Source organism: Formivibrio citricus, from assembly GCF_900115065.1.
Lineage (GTDB): Bacteria > Pseudomonadota > Gammaproteobacteria > Burkholderiales > Chitinibacteraceae > Formivibrio > Formivibrio citricus.
This window is the reverse complement of the sequence record NZ_FOVE01000019.1, coordinates 36,410-54,455: the sequence shown is the minus strand read 5'-3', so window position 1 is coordinate 54,455 and position 18,046 is coordinate 36,410. Positions and strand designations below refer to the sequence as shown.

Annotated in this window: 14 protein-coding genes and 1 riboswitch; of the genes, 7 read left to right on the top strand and 7 right to left on the bottom strand. The window is 58.1% G+C overall.

The features are described 5' to 3' along the window. Positions 1-5 precede the first annotated feature (5 nt). The 5 genes from BMZ36_RS11995 (at position 6) to metF (ending at position 6,690) form a co-directional block, all read left to right on the top strand. Positions 6-983, top strand: a complete 978-nt coding sequence (locus BMZ36_RS11995; RefSeq protein WP_091196811.1) for an NAD-dependent epimerase/dehydratase family protein — start codon at positions 6-8, stop codon at positions 981-983. A gap of 6 nt (positions 984-989) precedes the next feature. Then, positions 990-2,369 (top strand): glycosyltransferase family 2 protein, encoded by a 1,380-nt coding sequence (locus BMZ36_RS11990; protein ID WP_091196807.1) that lies wholly within the window; start codon positions 990-992, stop codon positions 2,367-2,369. Further along, positions 2,366-4,171, top strand: a complete 1,806-nt coding sequence (locus BMZ36_RS11985) for a tetratricopeptide repeat protein (protein WP_091196804.1) — start codon at positions 2,366-2,368, stop codon at positions 4,169-4,171. The genes BMZ36_RS11990 and BMZ36_RS11985 overlap by 4 nt, the downstream gene beginning before the upstream one ends. Positions 4,172-4,209: 38 nt before the next feature. Next, positions 4,210-4,275, top strand: a riboswitch (S-adenosyl-L-homocysteine riboswitch). Positions 4,276-4,352: 77 nt separating this feature from the next. Then, positions 4,353-5,768 carry an adenosylhomocysteinase gene (gene ahcY, locus BMZ36_RS11980; RefSeq protein ID WP_091196799.1) on the top strand — a complete coding sequence of 472 codons (1,416 nt, stop codon included), beginning with the start codon at positions 4,353-4,355 and terminating at the stop codon, positions 5,766-5,768. Between the two features lie 97 nt (positions 5,769-5,865). Continuing rightward, positions 5,866-6,690 carry a methylenetetrahydrofolate reductase [NAD(P)H] gene (gene metF, locus BMZ36_RS11975; RefSeq protein WP_091196794.1) on the top strand — a complete coding sequence of 275 codons (825 nt, stop codon included), beginning with the start codon at positions 5,866-5,868 and terminating at the stop codon, positions 6,688-6,690. Between the two features lie 80 nt (positions 6,691-6,770). Here metF and BMZ36_RS11970 read toward each other — a convergent pair whose 3' ends face one another. Then, complete coding sequence (locus BMZ36_RS11970) at positions 6,771-7,259, bottom strand: outer membrane lipoprotein (protein ID WP_091196857.1); 489 nt, start codon at positions 7,257-7,259, stop codon at positions 6,771-6,773. A gap of 129 nt (positions 7,260-7,388) precedes the next feature. Between BMZ36_RS11970 and BMZ36_RS11965 the strand changes: the two genes are divergently transcribed. Further along, positions 7,389-10,223 carry a sensor domain-containing protein gene (locus BMZ36_RS11965; protein WP_091196791.1) on the top strand — a complete coding sequence of 945 codons (2,835 nt, stop codon included), beginning with the start codon at positions 7,389-7,391 and terminating at the stop codon, positions 10,221-10,223. Between the two features lie 18 nt (positions 10,224-10,241). On the opposite strand, the gene BMZ36_RS11960 is transcribed toward BMZ36_RS11965, so the two are convergent. After that, positions 10,242-10,835, bottom strand: a complete 594-nt coding sequence (locus BMZ36_RS11960) for a 6-pyruvoyl trahydropterin synthase family protein (protein WP_091196788.1) — start codon at positions 10,833-10,835, stop codon at positions 10,242-10,244. A 312-nt stretch (positions 10,836-11,147) separates the two neighbouring features. Between BMZ36_RS11960 and BMZ36_RS11955 the strand changes: the two genes are divergently transcribed. Beyond that, entirely contained in the window at positions 11,148-13,004 is a 1,857-nt protein-coding gene (locus tag BMZ36_RS11955; RefSeq protein ID WP_091196785.1) for a phosphoenolpyruvate carboxykinase (GTP), read from the top strand. A gap of 80 nt (positions 13,005-13,084) precedes the next feature. On the opposite strand, the gene BMZ36_RS11950 is transcribed toward BMZ36_RS11955, so the two are convergent. From BMZ36_RS11950 to citX, 5 genes are all read right to left on the bottom strand, one after another. After that, positions 13,085-13,702, bottom strand: coding sequence for an RBBP9/YdeN family alpha/beta hydrolase (locus BMZ36_RS11950; RefSeq protein ID WP_091196781.1), 618 nt, complete (start codon positions 13,700-13,702; stop codon positions 13,085-13,087). Between the two features lie 548 nt (positions 13,703-14,250). Continuing rightward, positions 14,251-14,937 carry a response regulator gene (locus BMZ36_RS11945; RefSeq protein WP_218142724.1) on the bottom strand — a complete coding sequence of 229 codons (687 nt, stop codon included), beginning with the start codon at positions 14,935-14,937 and terminating at the stop codon, positions 14,251-14,253. Continuing rightward, the gene (locus tag BMZ36_RS11940; protein WP_218142723.1) at positions 14,924-16,576 is read right to left on the bottom strand and encodes an ATP-binding protein; all 1,653 of its coding nucleotides are present in this window, start codon (positions 16,574-16,576) and stop codon (positions 14,924-14,926) included. Before BMZ36_RS11940 ends, BMZ36_RS11945 begins: the two co-directional genes overlap by 14 nt. Positions 16,577-16,611: 35 nt before the next feature. Continuing rightward, positions 16,612-17,523 (bottom strand): triphosphoribosyl-dephospho-CoA synthase CitG, encoded by a 912-nt coding sequence (gene citG / locus BMZ36_RS11935; RefSeq protein WP_091196778.1) that lies wholly within the window; start codon positions 17,521-17,523, stop codon positions 16,612-16,614. After that, entirely contained in the window at positions 17,495-18,025 is a 531-nt protein-coding gene (gene citX / locus BMZ36_RS11930; RefSeq protein WP_091196776.1) for a citrate lyase holo-[acyl-carrier protein] synthase, read from the bottom strand. Before citX ends, citG begins: the two co-directional genes overlap by 29 nt. Positions 18,026-18,046: the final 21 nt, after the last annotated feature.

Below are 18,046 nucleotides of genomic sequence, written 5' to 3'. Positions count from 1 at the left end.
GCATCATGCATATTCTGGTGACTGGCGGAGCCGGCTTTATCGGCTCACATCTGGTTGAGCATCACCTGGCCAAGGGCGATGCCGTGCATGTGGTAGACAATCTCAGCACCGGCCGGTTTGAAAATATCGAACCGTTTCTCGACAACCCCAGGTTCCATTTTGATGAAGCTGACATTCTGACTTGGGCCGGACTGGAAAAAGCCGCGACATGGGCAGACCGCATCTATCACATGGCCGCCGTCGTAGGCGTATTCCGGGTGCTGGAAGACCCCATTCGGGTGTTGGCCACCAACATCGCAGGCACTGAGCGTCTTTTGCGTTTCGCTTCGGCCGGAAGATGGAAACCACAGATTGTCATTGCGTCCTCATCCGAGGTCTACGGGCCGACACCGGCAGAACTTCTGCGCGAAGACGCCATGCTGTATGTGCAGTCTGCCGGCAAATCCCGCTGGAATTATGCCCTCAGCAAATTGGCAGACGAAGCGCAGGGCTTGTCTTACGCCCGGCAATACAACATCCCCATCTGTGTGGTGCGTCTGTTCAACACGGTCGGCCCCCGCCAGACCGGACGCTATGGCATGGTACTTCCCCGGTTTGTCGAGCAAGCGCTGTCCGGGGGACCAATCACCATTTACGGCGGCGGCACACAGACGCGCTCGTTCTGTGATGTACGAGATACCGTTGTTGCGCTGGATTTGCTCGCCGACACCCCCGCAGCAAGCGGGGAAATCGTCAACGTGGGCAACGACCGGGAAATTTCCATCAGTGCGCTTGCCGACTTGGTATGTGCGCGCGCAAAAATGAATGTTGAGAGACAACATTTAAGCTATGTTGAAGCGTACGGGCAGCAGTATGACGACATCCTTCGGCGCAAGCCCTCCCTGGAAAAACTGGTCCGTCTGACTGGCTTCACACATCAGTGGCGGCTGGAAGAAACCCTGGATGATCTGATCGCCCAATACCGAAAAAGAAAGGCAGGGTAGAAAAAAATGGCTACCGTTTCCACATTTTTCCTGAGCCCGAACACCGTCCTCAGCCTTGTCGGTTTTCTCCATGGACCGGACAAAACTGTGCCGAATCCGGCAGAAGACTGGCGCGAGGCCACGGTCAACGTGGTCATCCCGGCCCTCAATGAAGAGGCCAATATCGCCTTGTGTTTGTCGTCCATTGCCAAACAAACCAAAAAACCGCAGAAGATCATCCTGGTGGATGACGGCAGCAACGACCGCACGGTGGAGTTCGCCGAAAAATTCAGTCAGTTAAACGGGTTGGATGTGCTGATCATCCAGCGCGACCATCCCATCGGCAAAACCCCGACCATCAAGCGCCAGGCACGTGAATTCGAGGCGGACGTGGAGTTCATCCTCGACGGAGACACCGTGCTGGAATCCGATAATTACATCGAGCGGGTGGTCGAGGAACTCTACAAGGGCAAAGGCATCGCCTCGGCTTGCGGCACCATCCTCCCCCTGCGCGACCGGGACCGCAATCATTTGCTGGACAATACCGCCAGCCTGCAGAAATTCATGGCTGAAGCCCCCGATGCACCGATGTTCCCGAAAGTCAACTGGGAACACCACATCCAGCGCGGCATCAGCAATCTCTACCGGGAAGTGCTGTACATGCTGCTGCAACGTTTCATCTACCGCGGACAATTAACCTTTTTTGGCAGCATTCTCAACCCGGTCGGATGCGCCGTTGCTTATCGCCGCAGCTATGTGAAAAACCTGTTCGACAAATACGAACCGATCCTTGGCGACAACCTCACCAACTCGGAAGACATTTTCATCGGCTTCGCCATGCTGGACCAGGGGTTCCGCAACATTCAGCTGGATGATGTCATCGCCCGCTCGCAGGAGCCGGAAGCCTCACGGCTGCCGCATCAGCTTTACATGTGGTCGTCCTCGTTCCTGCAAACCTGCTATTACTTCGATGGATTGATGCGCAGCCCATTCAAGGCGTTCAAGCGATTCCGCAAGGAACGCTCCATCCCCCAGGATATCCTGGACAAGCGCAAGATCCATGAACAGTACCGCCAGCCCTTCGGCGACGCCTACACCCGGGAATACGGGCGCCCCATCGGCTGGGTCATGTTCATGTCGGCACTGGAGAAAATCTTCTTCCCCGTAATTGTCATCGTCATGCTGCTACTCCAGAGATGGGAGCCCTTGGGAATTACCCTGGCAGTGGAAAGTGTGGTCGCATTGATTGCACTGGCGATTTCGGCCAAAGGGTACCGGCTTGAATTCCTGCTCAAAGGCATTGCCTTGACGCCGGTCCGTTATTTGGTAATCCTCTTCGACTTCGTGACGATGCTGCGCTTTGCTGCGGACATCTGGATCTTCAAGAACAAACGGTGGCGTAAATGAAACGGTCTCTTTTGGTTTGCATGATGTTTTCCGCGCAGCAGCTCATCGCCGCCGGCACCCTGCCTGAAAACGGGCTTCGCGCCGAAATGGAGAACCGCTGGGAAGATGCCGCCAAAATTTACCGGCAAACGCTGGAAGCCAGCCCGGCCCGCGGCGATTTGTGGCTAAGGCTCTCCGACATCCACTCCCGCCTGAAGCAGCATGATCAGGCGGCCAAAGCCCTTGAACAGGCGGTCAGGCTGAATCCAGAAGACGCCGGCCTGTGGATGAAACTCTCCCGCGCAAGATCCATGGCAGGAGACGGGCAAGGCGCGTTCGCCGCCAGCGGAGAAGCGCTGAAACTGCAGCCGGACAACATCGAATTCCTGCATGCCCGAGCGGAACTGGCCACTTGGGTCGACAACAGGCAGGCCGCCACAGAAGCTTATCAGCGCATCTCCAGGCTCGCAGCCAATGACGCCAAGGCGCAACTGGGATTGGCCCGCCTCGATGCCTGGAGTGGACGGACAGACTCGGCAGTAGCTGGCTACAAGGCATACCTGAAACAACGCCCGGACGACAAGCAGGTCTGGCTGGATCTCGTAAAAACCGAAGGATGGCGCGGCAATTACCCTGACGCACTGGATGAGCTCGACGAATATCTGCTTCGCTTCGGGGAGGACCGCTCCTACCTGGAGCAACGTGCGCGCGCGCTCGCCTGGCTGGGAAAAACCAAACCGGCGCTGGAAATCGTGGAAAAACTGCTGGGTGAAACGCCTCAGGATGTCGATCTGCTGACCACACGCGCCATCGCCCGTCACGCAGCCAACCGCCACCGGGAAGCGCTGGCCGATTTGCAAACCATCAAGCGCCTGCGACCGGATACAAAGGAAACGGCTGATCTGTCCCGTTACCTGCTCACCCCCCAACGCTCCTCGGTCACGCTGGCCTACAACTATGGCAAGGATTCCGATGATGTCCGGATCGGCCGCACCAGTCTCACGGGCGAATATGTGCTCAATCCTGAAACGCGTTTCCTGGCTGGCGGTGAGTGGCAAAGGTTGCGCGCCGACACCGGCAGCGGCCTGGAAAACATCAATGGGGACAACGATGTCAACTATCGCGGGGCCTGGCTGGGCATTAAGCGGCGGTTTTCACGCATGGCGGCAGGCGATATGCGGGTGGGCGGTGCCTCGGCTGCAGGGCATAACCAGTTTTTGACTTACAAGGTAGGGTTTGATCTGCGGCCGAATGACGAATGGTGGGTACGCCCCGAAGTCGAGCGTGACCTGTTTGCCGTATCGCCCAGAGCCGCATCGCTGCCGGTCAAGCGTGACAGCAATCGTCTCTACACACGCTGGACCCCCGATTCCCGTTATACCGTGGATGGTTTTGCATCGTATGACCATTTTTCGGACAGCAACAACCGCTGGGAAGTCAGCCTGGCCCCCCGGCGTGCAATGTGGCGTACCCAATTGGTCAACATCGATCTTGGGCTGAGCGCCAGATGGTTCGGCTTCCAGAAGGACCTCAACAATGGCTACTACGACCCGCAGAATTACCAGCGCTATGCGTTAACGGCCTTTACCTACTGGAAAATCAGCGATAACAGCGGGGCAAGCCTGGCCTTGTCGGCTGGGGCGCACAAGGACAACACCATGAGCAGCTTCAAGCCAGGCGGCGATGCCGTGCTTGAGGTGTTCCATGGCATTTACGATGACTGGTATCTGCGCGGTTACGTTTCGCTGCTGCACAACTCCCGGCAGGGATCGGGCGGCTATCGCGGCACGACAGCAGGCGCGTCGCTAACCCGGCGCTTCTGATCTGGCGTGAAGAGCGCATTCCGGCGTAAAATACGGTTCATTCCGAGGAGCGCTGCAGGGTAGTTTTGCCCGAGGCTCGGCAACAATAACGGCGCTCACCTGACTATAAACCCCGTGCCGGGCACGGTGGATCAGGTGAGCAGACCGATCCCCTCCCGGCCCTTCGTTCAAGGAGAATTCAATGAACGCAGCGGTCGATTCCAAATTTACCGATTTCCATGTTGCAGACCTTGCACTGGCCGACTGGGGCCGCAAGGAAATCCGCATTGCCGAAACCGAGATGCCGGGCCTGATGGCCGTGCGCGAAGAGTTCGCCAGGACGCAGCCGCTCAAGGGCGCACGCATCATGGGTTCGCTGCACATGACCATCCAGACCGCCGTGCTGATCGAAACACTGGTGGCACTCGGAGCCGAAGTGCGCTGGGTGTCGTGCAACATCTTCTCGACCCAGGATCATGCAGCCGCCGCCATTGCCGCGGAAGGCATCCCGGTCTTCGCCTACAAGGGAGAAACCCTGGAAGAGTACTGGGAATACACTCACAAGGCCTTTGAGTGGCCGAACGGTCTGCTCGCCAACATGATCCTCGACGATGGTGGCGATGCGACCCTGCTGCTGCATCTGGGCGCGCGCGCCGAGAAGGATCTTTCGGTGGTCGCCAAGCCGACCTGCGAAGAGGAAACCGTCCTGTTCGCCGCGATCAAGGCCAAGATCGCCCAGGATCCGACTTGGTACTCGACCCGCCTGGCAGCTATCAAGGGCGTGACTGAGGAAACCACCACCGGCGTACATCGTCTGTACCAGATGTTCGAACAGGGCAAGCTCGCATTCCCGGCGATCAACGTCAACGACTCGGTGACCAAGTCCAAGTTCGACAACCTCTACGGCTGCCGCGAATCGCTGGTGGACGGCATCAAGCGCGCCACCGACGTGATGATCGCCGGCAAGGTCGCCGTGGTGCTCGGTTACGGCGACGTGGGCAAGGGCTGCGCGCAATCCCTGCGCGGTCTGGGCGCCACCGTGTGGGTGACTGAAATCGACCCGATTTGCGCCCTGCAGGCCGCGATGGAAGGCTACCGCGTCGTGACCATGGACAATGCTTGCGACAAGGGCGACATCTTCGTGACCACCACCGGCAACGTCGGCGTGATCACGCATGACCATATGGCCAAGATGCGCAACAACGCCATCGTCTGCAACATCGGCCACTTCGACAGTGAAATCGAGATCGCGTCCCTGCGCCAGTACCAGTGGGAAAACATCAAGCCGCAGGTCGACCACGTGATCTTCCCCGATGGCAAGCGCATCATCATTCTGGCAGAAGGCCGTCTCGTGAACCTCGGCTGCGCGACCGGCCACCCGAGTTTCGTGATGTCCAACTCCTTCACCAACCAGGTACTGGCGCAGATCGAACTGTTTGCCAAGACGGAGGAATACCCGATCGGTGTATATGTACTGCCGAAGAAACTCGACGAAATGGTTGCCCGCCTGCACCTGAAGAAGATCGGCGCGGAACTGACCGAGCTTTCCGATGCGCAGGCCGCCTACATCGGCGTACCGAAGGAAGGCCCGTACAAGCCGACCCATTATCGCTACTAAGCGCTATTGCCAGAAAGCACGCCAAGATCGCAGGAAATGCGCTTTCATGATCTTGGTGTGCTTTGTGGTGAAAGCCTTTTGATTTGAAGGTTTTTCAATGAAACCGATCAGTTTCGAATTCTTTCCGCCCAAGACCGAAGAAGGTGTGGAAAAGCTGCGCAATACGCGCAAGCAACTGGCGCAATTCCATCCGGAGTATTTTTCCGTGACCTTCGGTGCCGGCGGCACCACGCAGGAAGGCACGCTCAATACGGTGCTGGAAATCCAGAAGGAAGGACTGAATGCCGCGCCGCATCTGTCCTGCATCGGCTCGACCCGCGAAAGCATCCGGGCCATTGTCGATCAATACAAGGCCAACGGCATCCGCCAGATTGTCGCGCTGCGCGGCGACATTCCGTCCGGCATGGGCGATTTCGGCGAGTTCCGCTATGCCAACGAGCTGGTTTCCTTCCTGCGCGAAGAGTACGGCGACTGGTTCCACATAGAGGTCGGGGCCTATCCGGAATTCCACCCGCAGGCGCCGTCTGCCGAGGCCGATATCCGCAATTTCGTGAACAAGGTCAAGGCCGGTGCCGATACGGCCATCACGCAATATTTCTTCAATGCGGATGCCTATTTCCGTTTTGTCGACGAAGTGATGGCGCGCGGGGTCACGATTCCGATCGTTCCCGGCATCATGCCGATCCAGAACTTCAGCCAGTTGGCGCGTTTCTCGGAAATGTGCGGAGCGGAAATTCCGCGCTGGTTGCGCCTGCGTCTACAGGCCATGGGAGACGATTCGGCCTCGATCCGCGCTTTCGGACTGGACTTCGTGACCGATCTTTCCGACCGACTGCTCGGTGGTGGCGCGCCGGCGCTGCATTTCTACACGCTGAACGCTGCGGGCGCGGTTTCGACGATTTGCCAGCGACTGGGTTACTGATTTTCGGTAAACCGGTGCCATAAAAACAAGGCTGGACAGCGATGTCCGGCCTTGTTTTTTCCAGAAAATAACTACTGCTTCTACGGTTGTCCGGCAGGACTCATCCTGGCGGCGGGGACCACTCGGGCGGTTTTCCCGTCGTCAATCACATCCACAGTCTGGCCAGGCTGCAGATTGATGTCTGCGTCCTCCACAATGACCAGCCGCTCGCCGTTTTCCATGCGCACGGTGATTTCCAGCACATCCTTGCGCACGATGCCACGCTCGATCTTGTCGCCCAAGAGTCCGCCCAGCAACGCTCCGACGATGCCGGCAACCAGGCTGCCTCGACCGTCGCCGATATTACTGCCCGCTGCGATACCACCGATGGCCGCACCGGTCACGGCACCAATACCCATCGCATCTTCCATCTTGACCGGCCGGATCTGCTCGATCACACCACTTCGAACCTTGGCCGGGCGGCGCAACTCGCTCTTGCTGTAAACGTTTGCGGAATCAGGGGTAGTACACCCGGCGACAGCCAGGGTCAGGGCGACGGTGGCTGCAACCGCACTTTTTCGGATCAACATGGTCATCTCCTTCTGCCGGTAACGCCGGCCAAGCTACATAACCTTATATTAGGCACTTCATTCTGGTAAGGAGCAGGCTAGAATGGAAAAGTTCCAACTTTTTTCCCGACTTGCGGAAACACGCGCGTCATGCCGATCTCGCTAAACCCGTTCAAGCACCCCATTGCCGCCAAGGTTGCATTGACTTACGTTGTTTTGGCCGCAACGTGGATTTTGCTATCCGACAGGCTGGTGCTGTTCCTGTTCTCCGATCCGGAGACCATGTCGTTTGCCAGCACCGTCAAAGGCTGGCTTTTCGTCGCGGTAACGGCCACGCTCTTGTACATGCAACTGCATGTTTACCTGGAGCAACTCGACTCGGAACACGCAAAGTTACTTGAAAGCGAAGCCAGGTTTCGCGGAATTTTCAACTCTGTCACAGAAGCCATCTTCATCCACCGCCTGGGCGACTTTGCCATCATCGATGCCAATCAGCGCGCCTCGGACTTGTTGGGCTATTCGCGGGACGAATTTTGTCGCTCAGGCGTAGCCGGATTTTTATCGAGTGCCGGCCCGGTCGGCCTCAAGGAGGCCGAGCTCGTCATGGGCAAGGCGATGCGTGAAGGGCCGCAGCATGTCGACTGCATGGTCCGGCACAAGCGCGGCCATTCGTTCTGGATCGGCGCATCGCTCACGAAAGCCTTGCTGGGAGAGACCGAGGTCCTGCTCGTATCGGTACAGGACATTGAAGAACGCAAGCGCACCGAACAGGCGCTGCAGCGCAAGAATGCGATCCACGCGGTACTGAGCGGGGTCAACAAGGCGATGCTTGAGGTTCGGGATCGCCAGACCCTGTTCGACTCCGTGTGCTCCGTTGCCCTGCAAATGACCGGGTTCCGCCTGGCTTGGGTGGCACAACTCGTTGACGAGCGCATCCAGCCGCACTGCCTGTTTGCCGTGTCGGCACGAGGAGAAGCAAAGGAATTCGTCGCCGAGGTGCTCGGCCGTCCGCATGACGCCGAACCGGGCAAACGCTCGCCAGCACTTGAAGCGGCAAAGGACCGGCATTACGTCGTGATCGATGATATCGAGCATGACGGGAAACTGGTGCTGCTGGAGCGAGCTGTTTCGACTTACGGCTTGCGCTCGGCCATGTCGATTCCGGTGGAGGGCGGGGGGTTCCGCGGTGCGATCAGTTTCTTTTCGGGCGAGGCCAATTACTTCAACGTCGAAGTCATCCTGCTGCTTCTGGAAGTCGCCGACAGCGTTTCGTTTGCCCTGAACAAAATCTACGAAAAGGAAGAACAGGAGCGTGCCGAGGCCCAGATACGGCTGCACGCCCAGGTATTCGAAAACACCCGCGACGGCATGGTCATTACCGACGCCCATAACCGCATCATCATGGCCAACCGGGCCCTCACCGAACAAACCGGGTATTCCACCGAAGAAATCATCGGCCAGAATCCGAATATTCTGAGTTCCGGGCGTCATGACCGGGGCTTCTACGCGCAAATGTGGGCCGCACTGGATAGCGTGGGTGCCTGGCAAGGGGAAATCTGGAACCGGCGCAAGGACGGCGAGGTTTATCTCGAATGGCTCTCGATCAACACCATTCGGGGTTCTGACGGAAGGATAAGCAACTACTTTGCCAATTTCTCCGATTTGTCGGGACGAAAAGCCCAGGAAGAACTCGACTGGCTCAAACGTTTCGATGTCTTGACCGGTTTGCCCAACCGCCTCTTGCTGGAAGACCGCGCCAACGAGGCCATTGCTCATGCCCGCCAATATGGCCGTCATGTGGCACTGCTGTGCATCAATCTCAACCGTTTCCACTATGTGAACGAGTCACTGGGGCATCCTGCCGGGGACAAGGTGCTGAAAGGGGTCGCCGAGCGTTTTGCCCGGTTGGCCGGAGAAGCAGCCACCGTTTCGCGCCTGTCCGGCGACAATTTTGTGGTGCTCATCCCGGACATGGCCAAGCCTTCCGAAGCGATCCCGGTTGCGGAAGGCCTGCTGCAGGCCGCCTCGGAAATCCATGAGGTCGGAGAGACCCAGATCAGCCTCACTGCGAGCATCGGCGTCGCGCTCTACCCCGGGGACGGCGAAGATTTTGACGGACTACTGAAAAATTCCGATGCCGCACTGGTCAGGGCACGCAGCGACGGCGGGAATACCTGCCAGTTCTATACCGGCGATCTCAACGAGCGGGCGGGGCTGTCGCTGGGTTTGATGGCGGAACTGCGGCAGGCGCTGGATTCCGGCTGGTTTACGCTGTACTACCAGCCTCAGGTTTGTGCGCAGAGCGGCAAGATTTCCGGCGTGGAAGCACTGGTTCGACTCAACCACCCGGGAAAAGGGCTGATTTCCCCGGCAGACTTTATTCCCATCGCAGAAGAAACGGGAATGATCATTCCACTGGGCGAGTGGATCATGCGCGAAGCCTGCCGGCAATTGCGCGAATGGCAAACAAGAGGATTGGGTGAACTGGTCATGGCCATCAACCTCTCACCCAAACAACTGCGCGACCCGAACCTGCAAGCCTCGATTCTTTCGACGATCGGCCAGAACAACCTGAACCCGCATCATCTTGAACTGGAGTTCACCGAAAGCGCGCTCTTGCGGGACGTGGCTTCCACGATGCAGTTGATTGAAGAATTGAAAGCTCTGGGCGTGCGGCTTTCGATCGACGATTTCGGCACCGGGTATTCCAGTCTCAGTTACCTGAAGCGTTTCCCTATCGACCGGATCAAGATTGATCAATCGTTCGTGCGCAACATCGCCCTTGGCTCAACCGATGCGGCAATCGTCCAGGCCATCATTACGCTGGCCAGCTCATTGGGAATGACCACCATCGCCGAAGGCGTGGAGACGGAACAGCAGGCAGAATGCCTGCGAACACTCAATTGCCATGAGCTTCAGGGTTACTTCTATGGACGCCCGGTCCCCCCGCAAATGCTGGAAGCCAGGCTGTTGTCCAACGGGTGATCTTTTTGGGAGGGGGCGTTATTTGACCTGCAGCGGCGGCGCAGAATTGATGAAGGGCTCTCCCGCCTGCAGTTTTTCGTACATCTGCGGGTCTCTCCATTCCTTGCGGCATTGCTCGGAAAATTCAATCTCCTCCAAGCGGATCGGCCCCATGCGCTCGTTGTGCGCATCCTCGGGGAACGCTTGGGCGTAACCGGTTTCCGTTTCATGGGCGATGACTGAATGCAGGCGCACCACGCCTTCGCCGTTGCCCATGATGGTCTGTCGCAAAATGGCTTCGATGATGACGAAGAAAAGCCGGGCAAACTGCTCGGCCGACGGCGAAACCGGCATGGAAATCCAGCGCGCAGAAAACTGCTTGCACAGGCGGATGTACTCCGGATCGTCCTTGTCCCAGAAACAGATGGCATGATCGAACGCATCGATCACATCGCGGATGTTGCCTTTCATCAGGCCGAAGTCGTACACCATCTGCCCGTGATCCAGCGCATGCGCCTCCAGCAACACCTCCACCTTGTAGCTATGCCCATGAATGGAAGTACTGCAGCGCAACGAAGAGCAATTGCGCACGATATGCGCGCTTTCAAAACGGAAAAGTTTGCGAATCAGCATGCCGGAACCCGATAAATTGAGTCCGGTTTTAACAGATATGCGGGCTGCCGCGCAAGACAAGCCTGCGATATTCCGGGCCAGCCCGTTCAGGCGTTGTGCCCCCGCCTCTTTTTTGCCGTAAAAAAAGCGCCTTCTTGGTGAAAGCGCCTATTTACAAACCGATGCCCGGCTTATTTTTGAAACTAATATTACAAGAGCCATTGTATAATCCCGTTCTCCACACTCGGGGCGCATGAAGAATCCCGGGGTGACGAATATGCGCTAGCGGCGGATTCTGGATGAATCCGTCTGGGAATACAAGGGATTGCACTCATGACTCAACGCTTTGCAGAGGCCGCTCTGAATGCCGCGCCTTCCTATGTTCGCCACGACGGCCTTAAAGAATGGGTCGCCTCGCTTGCCGAACTGACCGAGCCGGATCGTGTGGTCTGGGTGGATGGCTCCCAGGAAGAATACGACCGCTTGTGCGCCGAGATGGTCGAGGCCGGGATGCTGGTCAAGCTCAACGAGCAAAAACGCCCCAATTCCTACCTGGCCCTGTCCGACCCCAGCGACGTTGCCCGGGTGGAAGACCGCACCTTCATCTGTTCGCAAAAAGAAGAAGACGCCGGCCCCACCAACAACTGGGAAGACCCCGCCCGCATGCGCGAAAAGCTGAACGGTCTGTTCAAGGGCAGCATGCACGGGCGCACCATGTATGTCGTCCCTTTTTCGATGGGGCCGCTCGGCTCCCCGATCGCACATATCGGCGTGGAAATTACCGACAGCCCGTACGTGGTCGCCAACATGCGCATCATGACGCGCATGGGCAAGGCGGTTTATGACATCCTGGGCACCGACGGCGCCTATGTGCCCTGCATCCACAGTGTTGGCGCACCGCTGAGCAACGGCGAAAAGGATTCCCGCTGGCCCTGCAACCCCAAGACGAAATACATCGTCCATTTCCCGGAAACCCGGGAAATCTGGTCCTACGGCTCCGGCTACGGCGGCAACGCGCTACTGGGCAAGAAATGCTTCGCCTTGCGCATCGCCTCCAACATGGCGCGCGAAGAAGGCTGGCTGGCCGAGCACATGCTGATCCTGGGCGTCGAAGCTCCCACTGGAGAAAAAACCTACGTTGCAGCCGCATTCCCGTCGGCCTGCGGCAAGACCAACTTTGCCATGCTGATCCCGCCAGCCTCGTTCAACGGCTGGAAGGTATACACGGTTGGCGACGACATCGCCTGGATCAAGCCTCGCAAGGATGCAGACGGCATCACCCGCTTCTACGCCATCAACCCTGAAGCCGGCTATTTCGGCGTGGCGCCCGGCACCAGCGAAAAGACCAACTTCAACGCCATGGCCACGTTGAAGGAGAACATCATCTTCACCAACGTGGCGCTGACTGATGATGGCGACGTATGGTGGGAAGGCATGTCCAAGGAACCGCCGGCACATTGCCTGGACTGGCAAGGCAACGACTGGACTCCGGAAATAGGCAAGGCTACGGGCCGCAAGGCGGCACATCCGAATTCGCGTTTCACTGCACCGGCCGCACAATGCCCGTCCATCGATCCTGACTGGGAAAACCCCGACGGCGTTCCCATTTCGGCATTCATCTTCGGCGGACGGCGTGCCACCACAGTACCGCTGGTCTACCAGGCATTCAACTGGAGCTACGGCGTGTACATGGCCGCCACGCTCGGCTCGGAGACCACGGCAGCTGCCTTTGGCGAACAAGGCGTGGTACGCCGAGATCCGTTTGCCATGCTGCCCTTCTGTGGCTACCACATGGGCGACTATTTCAACCATTGGCTGAAGATGGGCCGAACCGTCGAAGAATCGCCGAAAATTTTCTGCGTCAACTGGTTCCGCATGAATGAGCACGGCAAATTCATGTGGCCGGGATTCGGCGAAAACATGCGCGTCCTGAGATGGATCGTCGATCGCTGCCGCGGCCGGATCGGCGCCCAGGAAACCTCGCTGGGCTGGATGCCGCGCTATGGCACGCTCGACTGGACCGGCAGCGATATCACCCAGGAAGAATTTGAGGCCCTGATCAAGATCGATGCCGATGCCTGGGATCAGGAACTGGCAAGTCACAAGGACTGGTTCGACAAACTGGGCGACAAGCTACCCCGCCAGCTCATGCTCAAACACGAAATGTTCAAGCTCTCGCTTGGCGAATAAACCGGGTCTTCTGCAACGAAAAACGCCGCCATTAAAAGGCGGCGTTTTCTTTTGTGGTGCTGCGACCCCGATTATGCAGATCAGCAATCCGCAGACAGCACCAGCTCGGACTTCTCCTGGCGCTGCTCATCGACCCTTGATGCCAGACTGCGCAGCACTTCCAGCCCGTACAGCCACGAGCCAAAACCGGCTTCGGCATTGATATGGCCGGCATTACCAAGATCAACCAGCTCCGAGCCCCACACGGAAGACCAGTGGATGGCTCGCGAAAACTGCATCACCCGGTCGTCATGGCTGGCGACTACCACGCTTGGCACTTCGAGATCGCATTCCGGAACGATGTAATCCACGCCGAAAAGCGATGGTTCGGCCGGCGCGACCAGCATCAATCCACCCACTTTTTCCGGCATTTCCTGCGCAACGCAGGTGGAGGCCAGCGCACCGAAGCTGTGCCCAACCAGGATGACGGGGCGCGAGCACTGCTGCACCAGGCGACTGGTGGCACTGATCCACAGTTCGATGTAGGGATCATCCCATTTGCGCTGCGTGACCCGCTTCCAGAAAGGGAAACGCTGCTGCCAGACCGTTTGCCAATGATCGGGACCGCTGTCATACAGCCCGGGAACGAGAACGAAGTCATAGTGCTCCGCCGCTGCCGTCAGAGCATGATCAACTTGGTGGATATGGCAAAATTTCATGGCCGCGACTCACTATAAAAAGAAACAGGCATCCATCGATACGAAACAGAATCCGCTCTCGCATTGAGCCATCCCTGGCTGCCAGCAGATCCCGATCAAGTCACCCAATCTCTCCGCCTCCACGGACGGGGCAAAGCCCCGAATCGTTCTTGTTGACCTGGAGTCCCGGCTTGATCCACCTTTCCCCAAGTCTCTTTATATGTTTTTTATATGAGTTCATATTGTGCAACATATTAAAAAAAACAGCAAACGGGATTTTTACCTGCCTGCAGCCCCAGAAGAACGAAAAAGGTGATGGCAACACGCAGGGGCGAGCCATGCCATATTTCAAGGGCGCTTTACAATAATAAGCAGAGAAGGGGCCGCGACTCGGTTTGCGCGCGGGAAATAGCCAACCAGGCGCGCCGACGAACGGCAAGTCGAGCGAGGACTATCGCGCGGGACTGGGGCGAAATACGCCCCAGGAAGGAGAAAGGTCACAAAAAAGGCGGACTGGCAAAAACCGGTCCGCCCGTTTGCCGGTTGCGCCGGCCCATGAAAAACTATTTTTACTCAGCGCCAAAGCGCCGATAAACCCGCTCCGGACGGCCGACCTTGCCGTAAACGATCTCAGCCGTCAGAAACTGGATTTCCACACAGAATTCCAGGTAGCGCCGGGCAGTGGTCTTGCTGATCCCGAGAATTCGCGCCACGCTGTCGGTCGTTTCGCTCTGTGAGCCCGACAGGAAAACTTCTTTCACACGCCCCAGCGTGAATTCCTCGATGCCCTTGGTTCGCCGCTCTTCACTGGCCGGTTTGGATTGCAGGTTGTAGAGTTGGTCAACCAGTCGCTGATCCACCTTTTCGCTGCCTTGCTGCGAATCGACGAAACGGCAGAAGCGCTCCAAAGCCGCCTTCAGGCGGTCGTAGGAAACCGGCTTGATGATGTAGTCAAAGGCACCGCAGGCAATCGCTTTGCTGCAGGTCTCCATCTCACTGGCTGCCGTGACGAAAATAACGCGAACCTCTCCGCCCTGGGCCACCAGATATTCAAGCAAATCAATACCATTGCCGTCCGGCAGGTAATTGTCCAGCAGAACCAGCCTGGGTTTGGAAGCTTCGATCATCCGGCGCGCATCGGCCAGCGTTCCCGCAATGCCGGTCACATTGAAACGGCCCAGACCCCGAATAAAATCGGCATGCAGTTCCGCCAGACGCACCTCGTCTTCGACAATCAAAACATCATACGTTTGCACGATTGACTCCCTTGGGAATAAATACCGAAAACACCGTTCCGCATGGCTCGTTGTCATCGACTGTAATCACGCCGCCCGCCTGCTCAACGTAAGTCTTGACCAGGTAAAGCCCGATCCCACGCTCGCCGGCGGTTTTGCCTTTGCTGCTCACTCCGCGCTCAAAAATCCGGCCCCGCACCGATTCATCGATCCCGCAGCCATTGTCAGCGACTTCGATAATCAGTTCCTTTTCGGTTTCGGCCATGTAAAGCGTAACCTTGTTGCCTTGCGCGCCTTCGGTCAGCGCGGCATCGAACGCATTATCCAACAGATTGCCCAAAATCGACATCCATTCCGCTTCAGCCAGTACATCCGGAAGCCGATTCAAGCGACAGCCCGAGTCAAACGCCAACTCCAGACCCAGTTCCTTGGCGCGATAATACTTGCCGATCAGCAGACCACAGATACGCGGATCAAGAAATGCGCCGGAAATGTAATCCAGGACTTGCTGCTGCGTCACCGATTGCATCTTTGCCAGCCGTAACGCCTCATCGTAATGCCGCATCTGCAGCAGACCCGAAATGGTCGCCACCCAGTTCATGTGCTCATGGCGCAGAACCCGTAGATTATCGACATAGCGCTGGATCTGGCTCAACTGCATTGAAAGCGTGCTGATTTCATCCTTGCGCCTGAAGCTGATGACCCAGCCTTGCAGGATGTCGTTGATCCTGACCGGAACGATGTTGGCGATGACTTGTACACCACGGAAGAAATAGATTTCATCCTTGGCCTCCATGGGGGCACTGTCGGCCAGGCCAAAGCCGGGCAAGCCGACCAGCTCGCTGAAAAACTCGCCAACGATTTGCGAATGCGGACGGATATCGCCAAGAATCTCCCGCGCGGCCCGGTTGATTGCGGTCACCCGCCCACTCTCACCGATGGCGACCACGCCCTCGTGGATCGATTCGAACACTGCTTCCTGTTGCTGGACCAACCGGCTGATATCGACAGGTTCAAGCCCCAGCATCTGCCGCTTGATATGCAGGGAGAAGCGCCAGGCGCTCCAGAAAAGCCCCACCATCAGTGCGACAAGGAAAAGTACGATCTGGCCGCGATGCGAGGAATGGCTCTCGAAAATTTCCTTTTGCAGATAGCCGACCGAAACGATGCCGATGATGTCACCCGCCTGCGAACGGATCGGGGCCTTGCTGCGCAAGGACACTCCCAGCGTCCCTCTTCTAAGCGTTACGGAGGTTCGCCCTTCCAGCACTTCGGCGTTGTCCCCGCCTTGCATCTGGCTGCCCGGCTTCACCTTCGGGTCGGGATGGTAAAGATGCTTCGTATTCTTGTCGCCGATCACGATGAAATCGGCATCGGTGGCTGTTTCCAATCGCGAGGCTACCGCAGCAATTTCTGGCAGATTCCTGGTCTGAACCGCCGCAACGAGTTCTGGATCACTGGAGATCTGTTTGGCCTGGACCTCGGCCCGCAAGCCGATCTGCTCATAAAGCAGATCTTCCATCGCCCAGGAAACTGCCAGCCCGACGGTCAGCAGCAGCACCAGTGTCACTGCCAGCAGCAGCAAAAACAGGCGCACCTCGAACGTCAAGGAGCGTGCGAAACGCTTCCACCTGGTTTCATGAATTCCCGTATCTGGCATTTTTTCGTCAAACATCCATCGGTAATTTATCCCGCTCAGGCCGGAAAGTCCGCCAGGAACCACGTCACGGCCAGCAGATCGGCGCTTCCGCCCGGGCTCAGATTGCGGACAATCAGCGCATCGTCCAGGCTAGCAAGTCGTTCAAGGTAGTCGGGAAGATCGATCCCCCCGTCGTCCAGCAGGCGTCGCGCTTCGGCCTGGACGAAATGCAACCCGTCCATTCCCCCACGCGAAACGACATTGGTATCCCGGTTGAATGCCAGCAGTTGCAGCAGGGCCGCATGCAGCGCCCGTTCCTCGCAGCCATGGCGTTCCCTTGTTCGCTCGAAAACCGGCAGCGATTGTTCGCGCACCGTCGCGAATCCGGCAGCCACTTCACCACGCGCACCGGTCAAGCCATGCTTGCGGAAAAGGTACTCGCCCGCAGTCGTCGCTTCGGCGCGCCCTTCCAGTTCTTGCTCTACCAGCGCCGCGCAGATTTGCGCGACCTCATCGCACAACGCTGTCTGGCCAAGCGGCTCTCCCCGCCCGTGCAGACGTCCTGCCGCAGCACAAAGCAAGCCCATGGAAAAGATTCCGCCCTTGTGGGTATTGACGCCATCGGTAGCCCGGAACATGGCGTTTTCACAGGCGACCCCCTCCGGTCGCAACAACGGCAGGAAGCGGTTTGCCGGAACGTCGCAATCCACCAAACCACGCCGGAAAAACACCGGGAACCATTCGGCGATCGCCGCGGCGCTGGCATGGAAAGTCTGCAAATCCATGTCCCGGTGCGATCCGGCATTGCGGCGGTCGACCAATCCGGGCTTGGGGGTAAGTTCCACCTCGCGGATGAGCGCCTCATGTGCCAGGGCACCAATTCTGGTAGCCATTTCCTCCGAGCGCTCAGTGGCCACGAACTGTTGTCCGAGGCAAACGCTAAGCGGCACGGCGATGCCGGTATCCATCCACTCTCTCCTTGATCGCAGCCATCAGCTCGGGCAGCGGGTGTGCGCGCGAACGTGCGCAGGCATGTCCCGGCTCATCACAGACCAGGCAGCGGCGGCTCTCCAGCCCCAGGCTGCGCCGCGAGAGGCTCCCCTCGACCGGATCGATCACATCCATATCCCACAGGCGCCCCAGTGCATGTTGCTCTTCGAGCCCGGTCAGCGCTCGCTTCAGCGTTTGCGCATCGGTATCGACCGCATACAGCGCTTCCGGCCCGGTCGGCTGGCGAATGGCTTCGAACGATCTCACCACCCAACCCCGGTCGCGGCACAGGGCATCGACTTCGGCAATGGCCTCATCCAGCAAGAAGCGGGCCGTATCCGAATCCTTCAGAGGACCGGGCATCACGAGCGTCAGGGATACCAGCGGCAAGCGCCACCGGGCCAGCGCGGCCTGCTGGCGCTCCACCCGACTGTCCCGCGCGGCGAGGATTTCCTCCAGACTGACTTCTTTTGTTTTCATCAAAACATTGTTCTCGTTTAT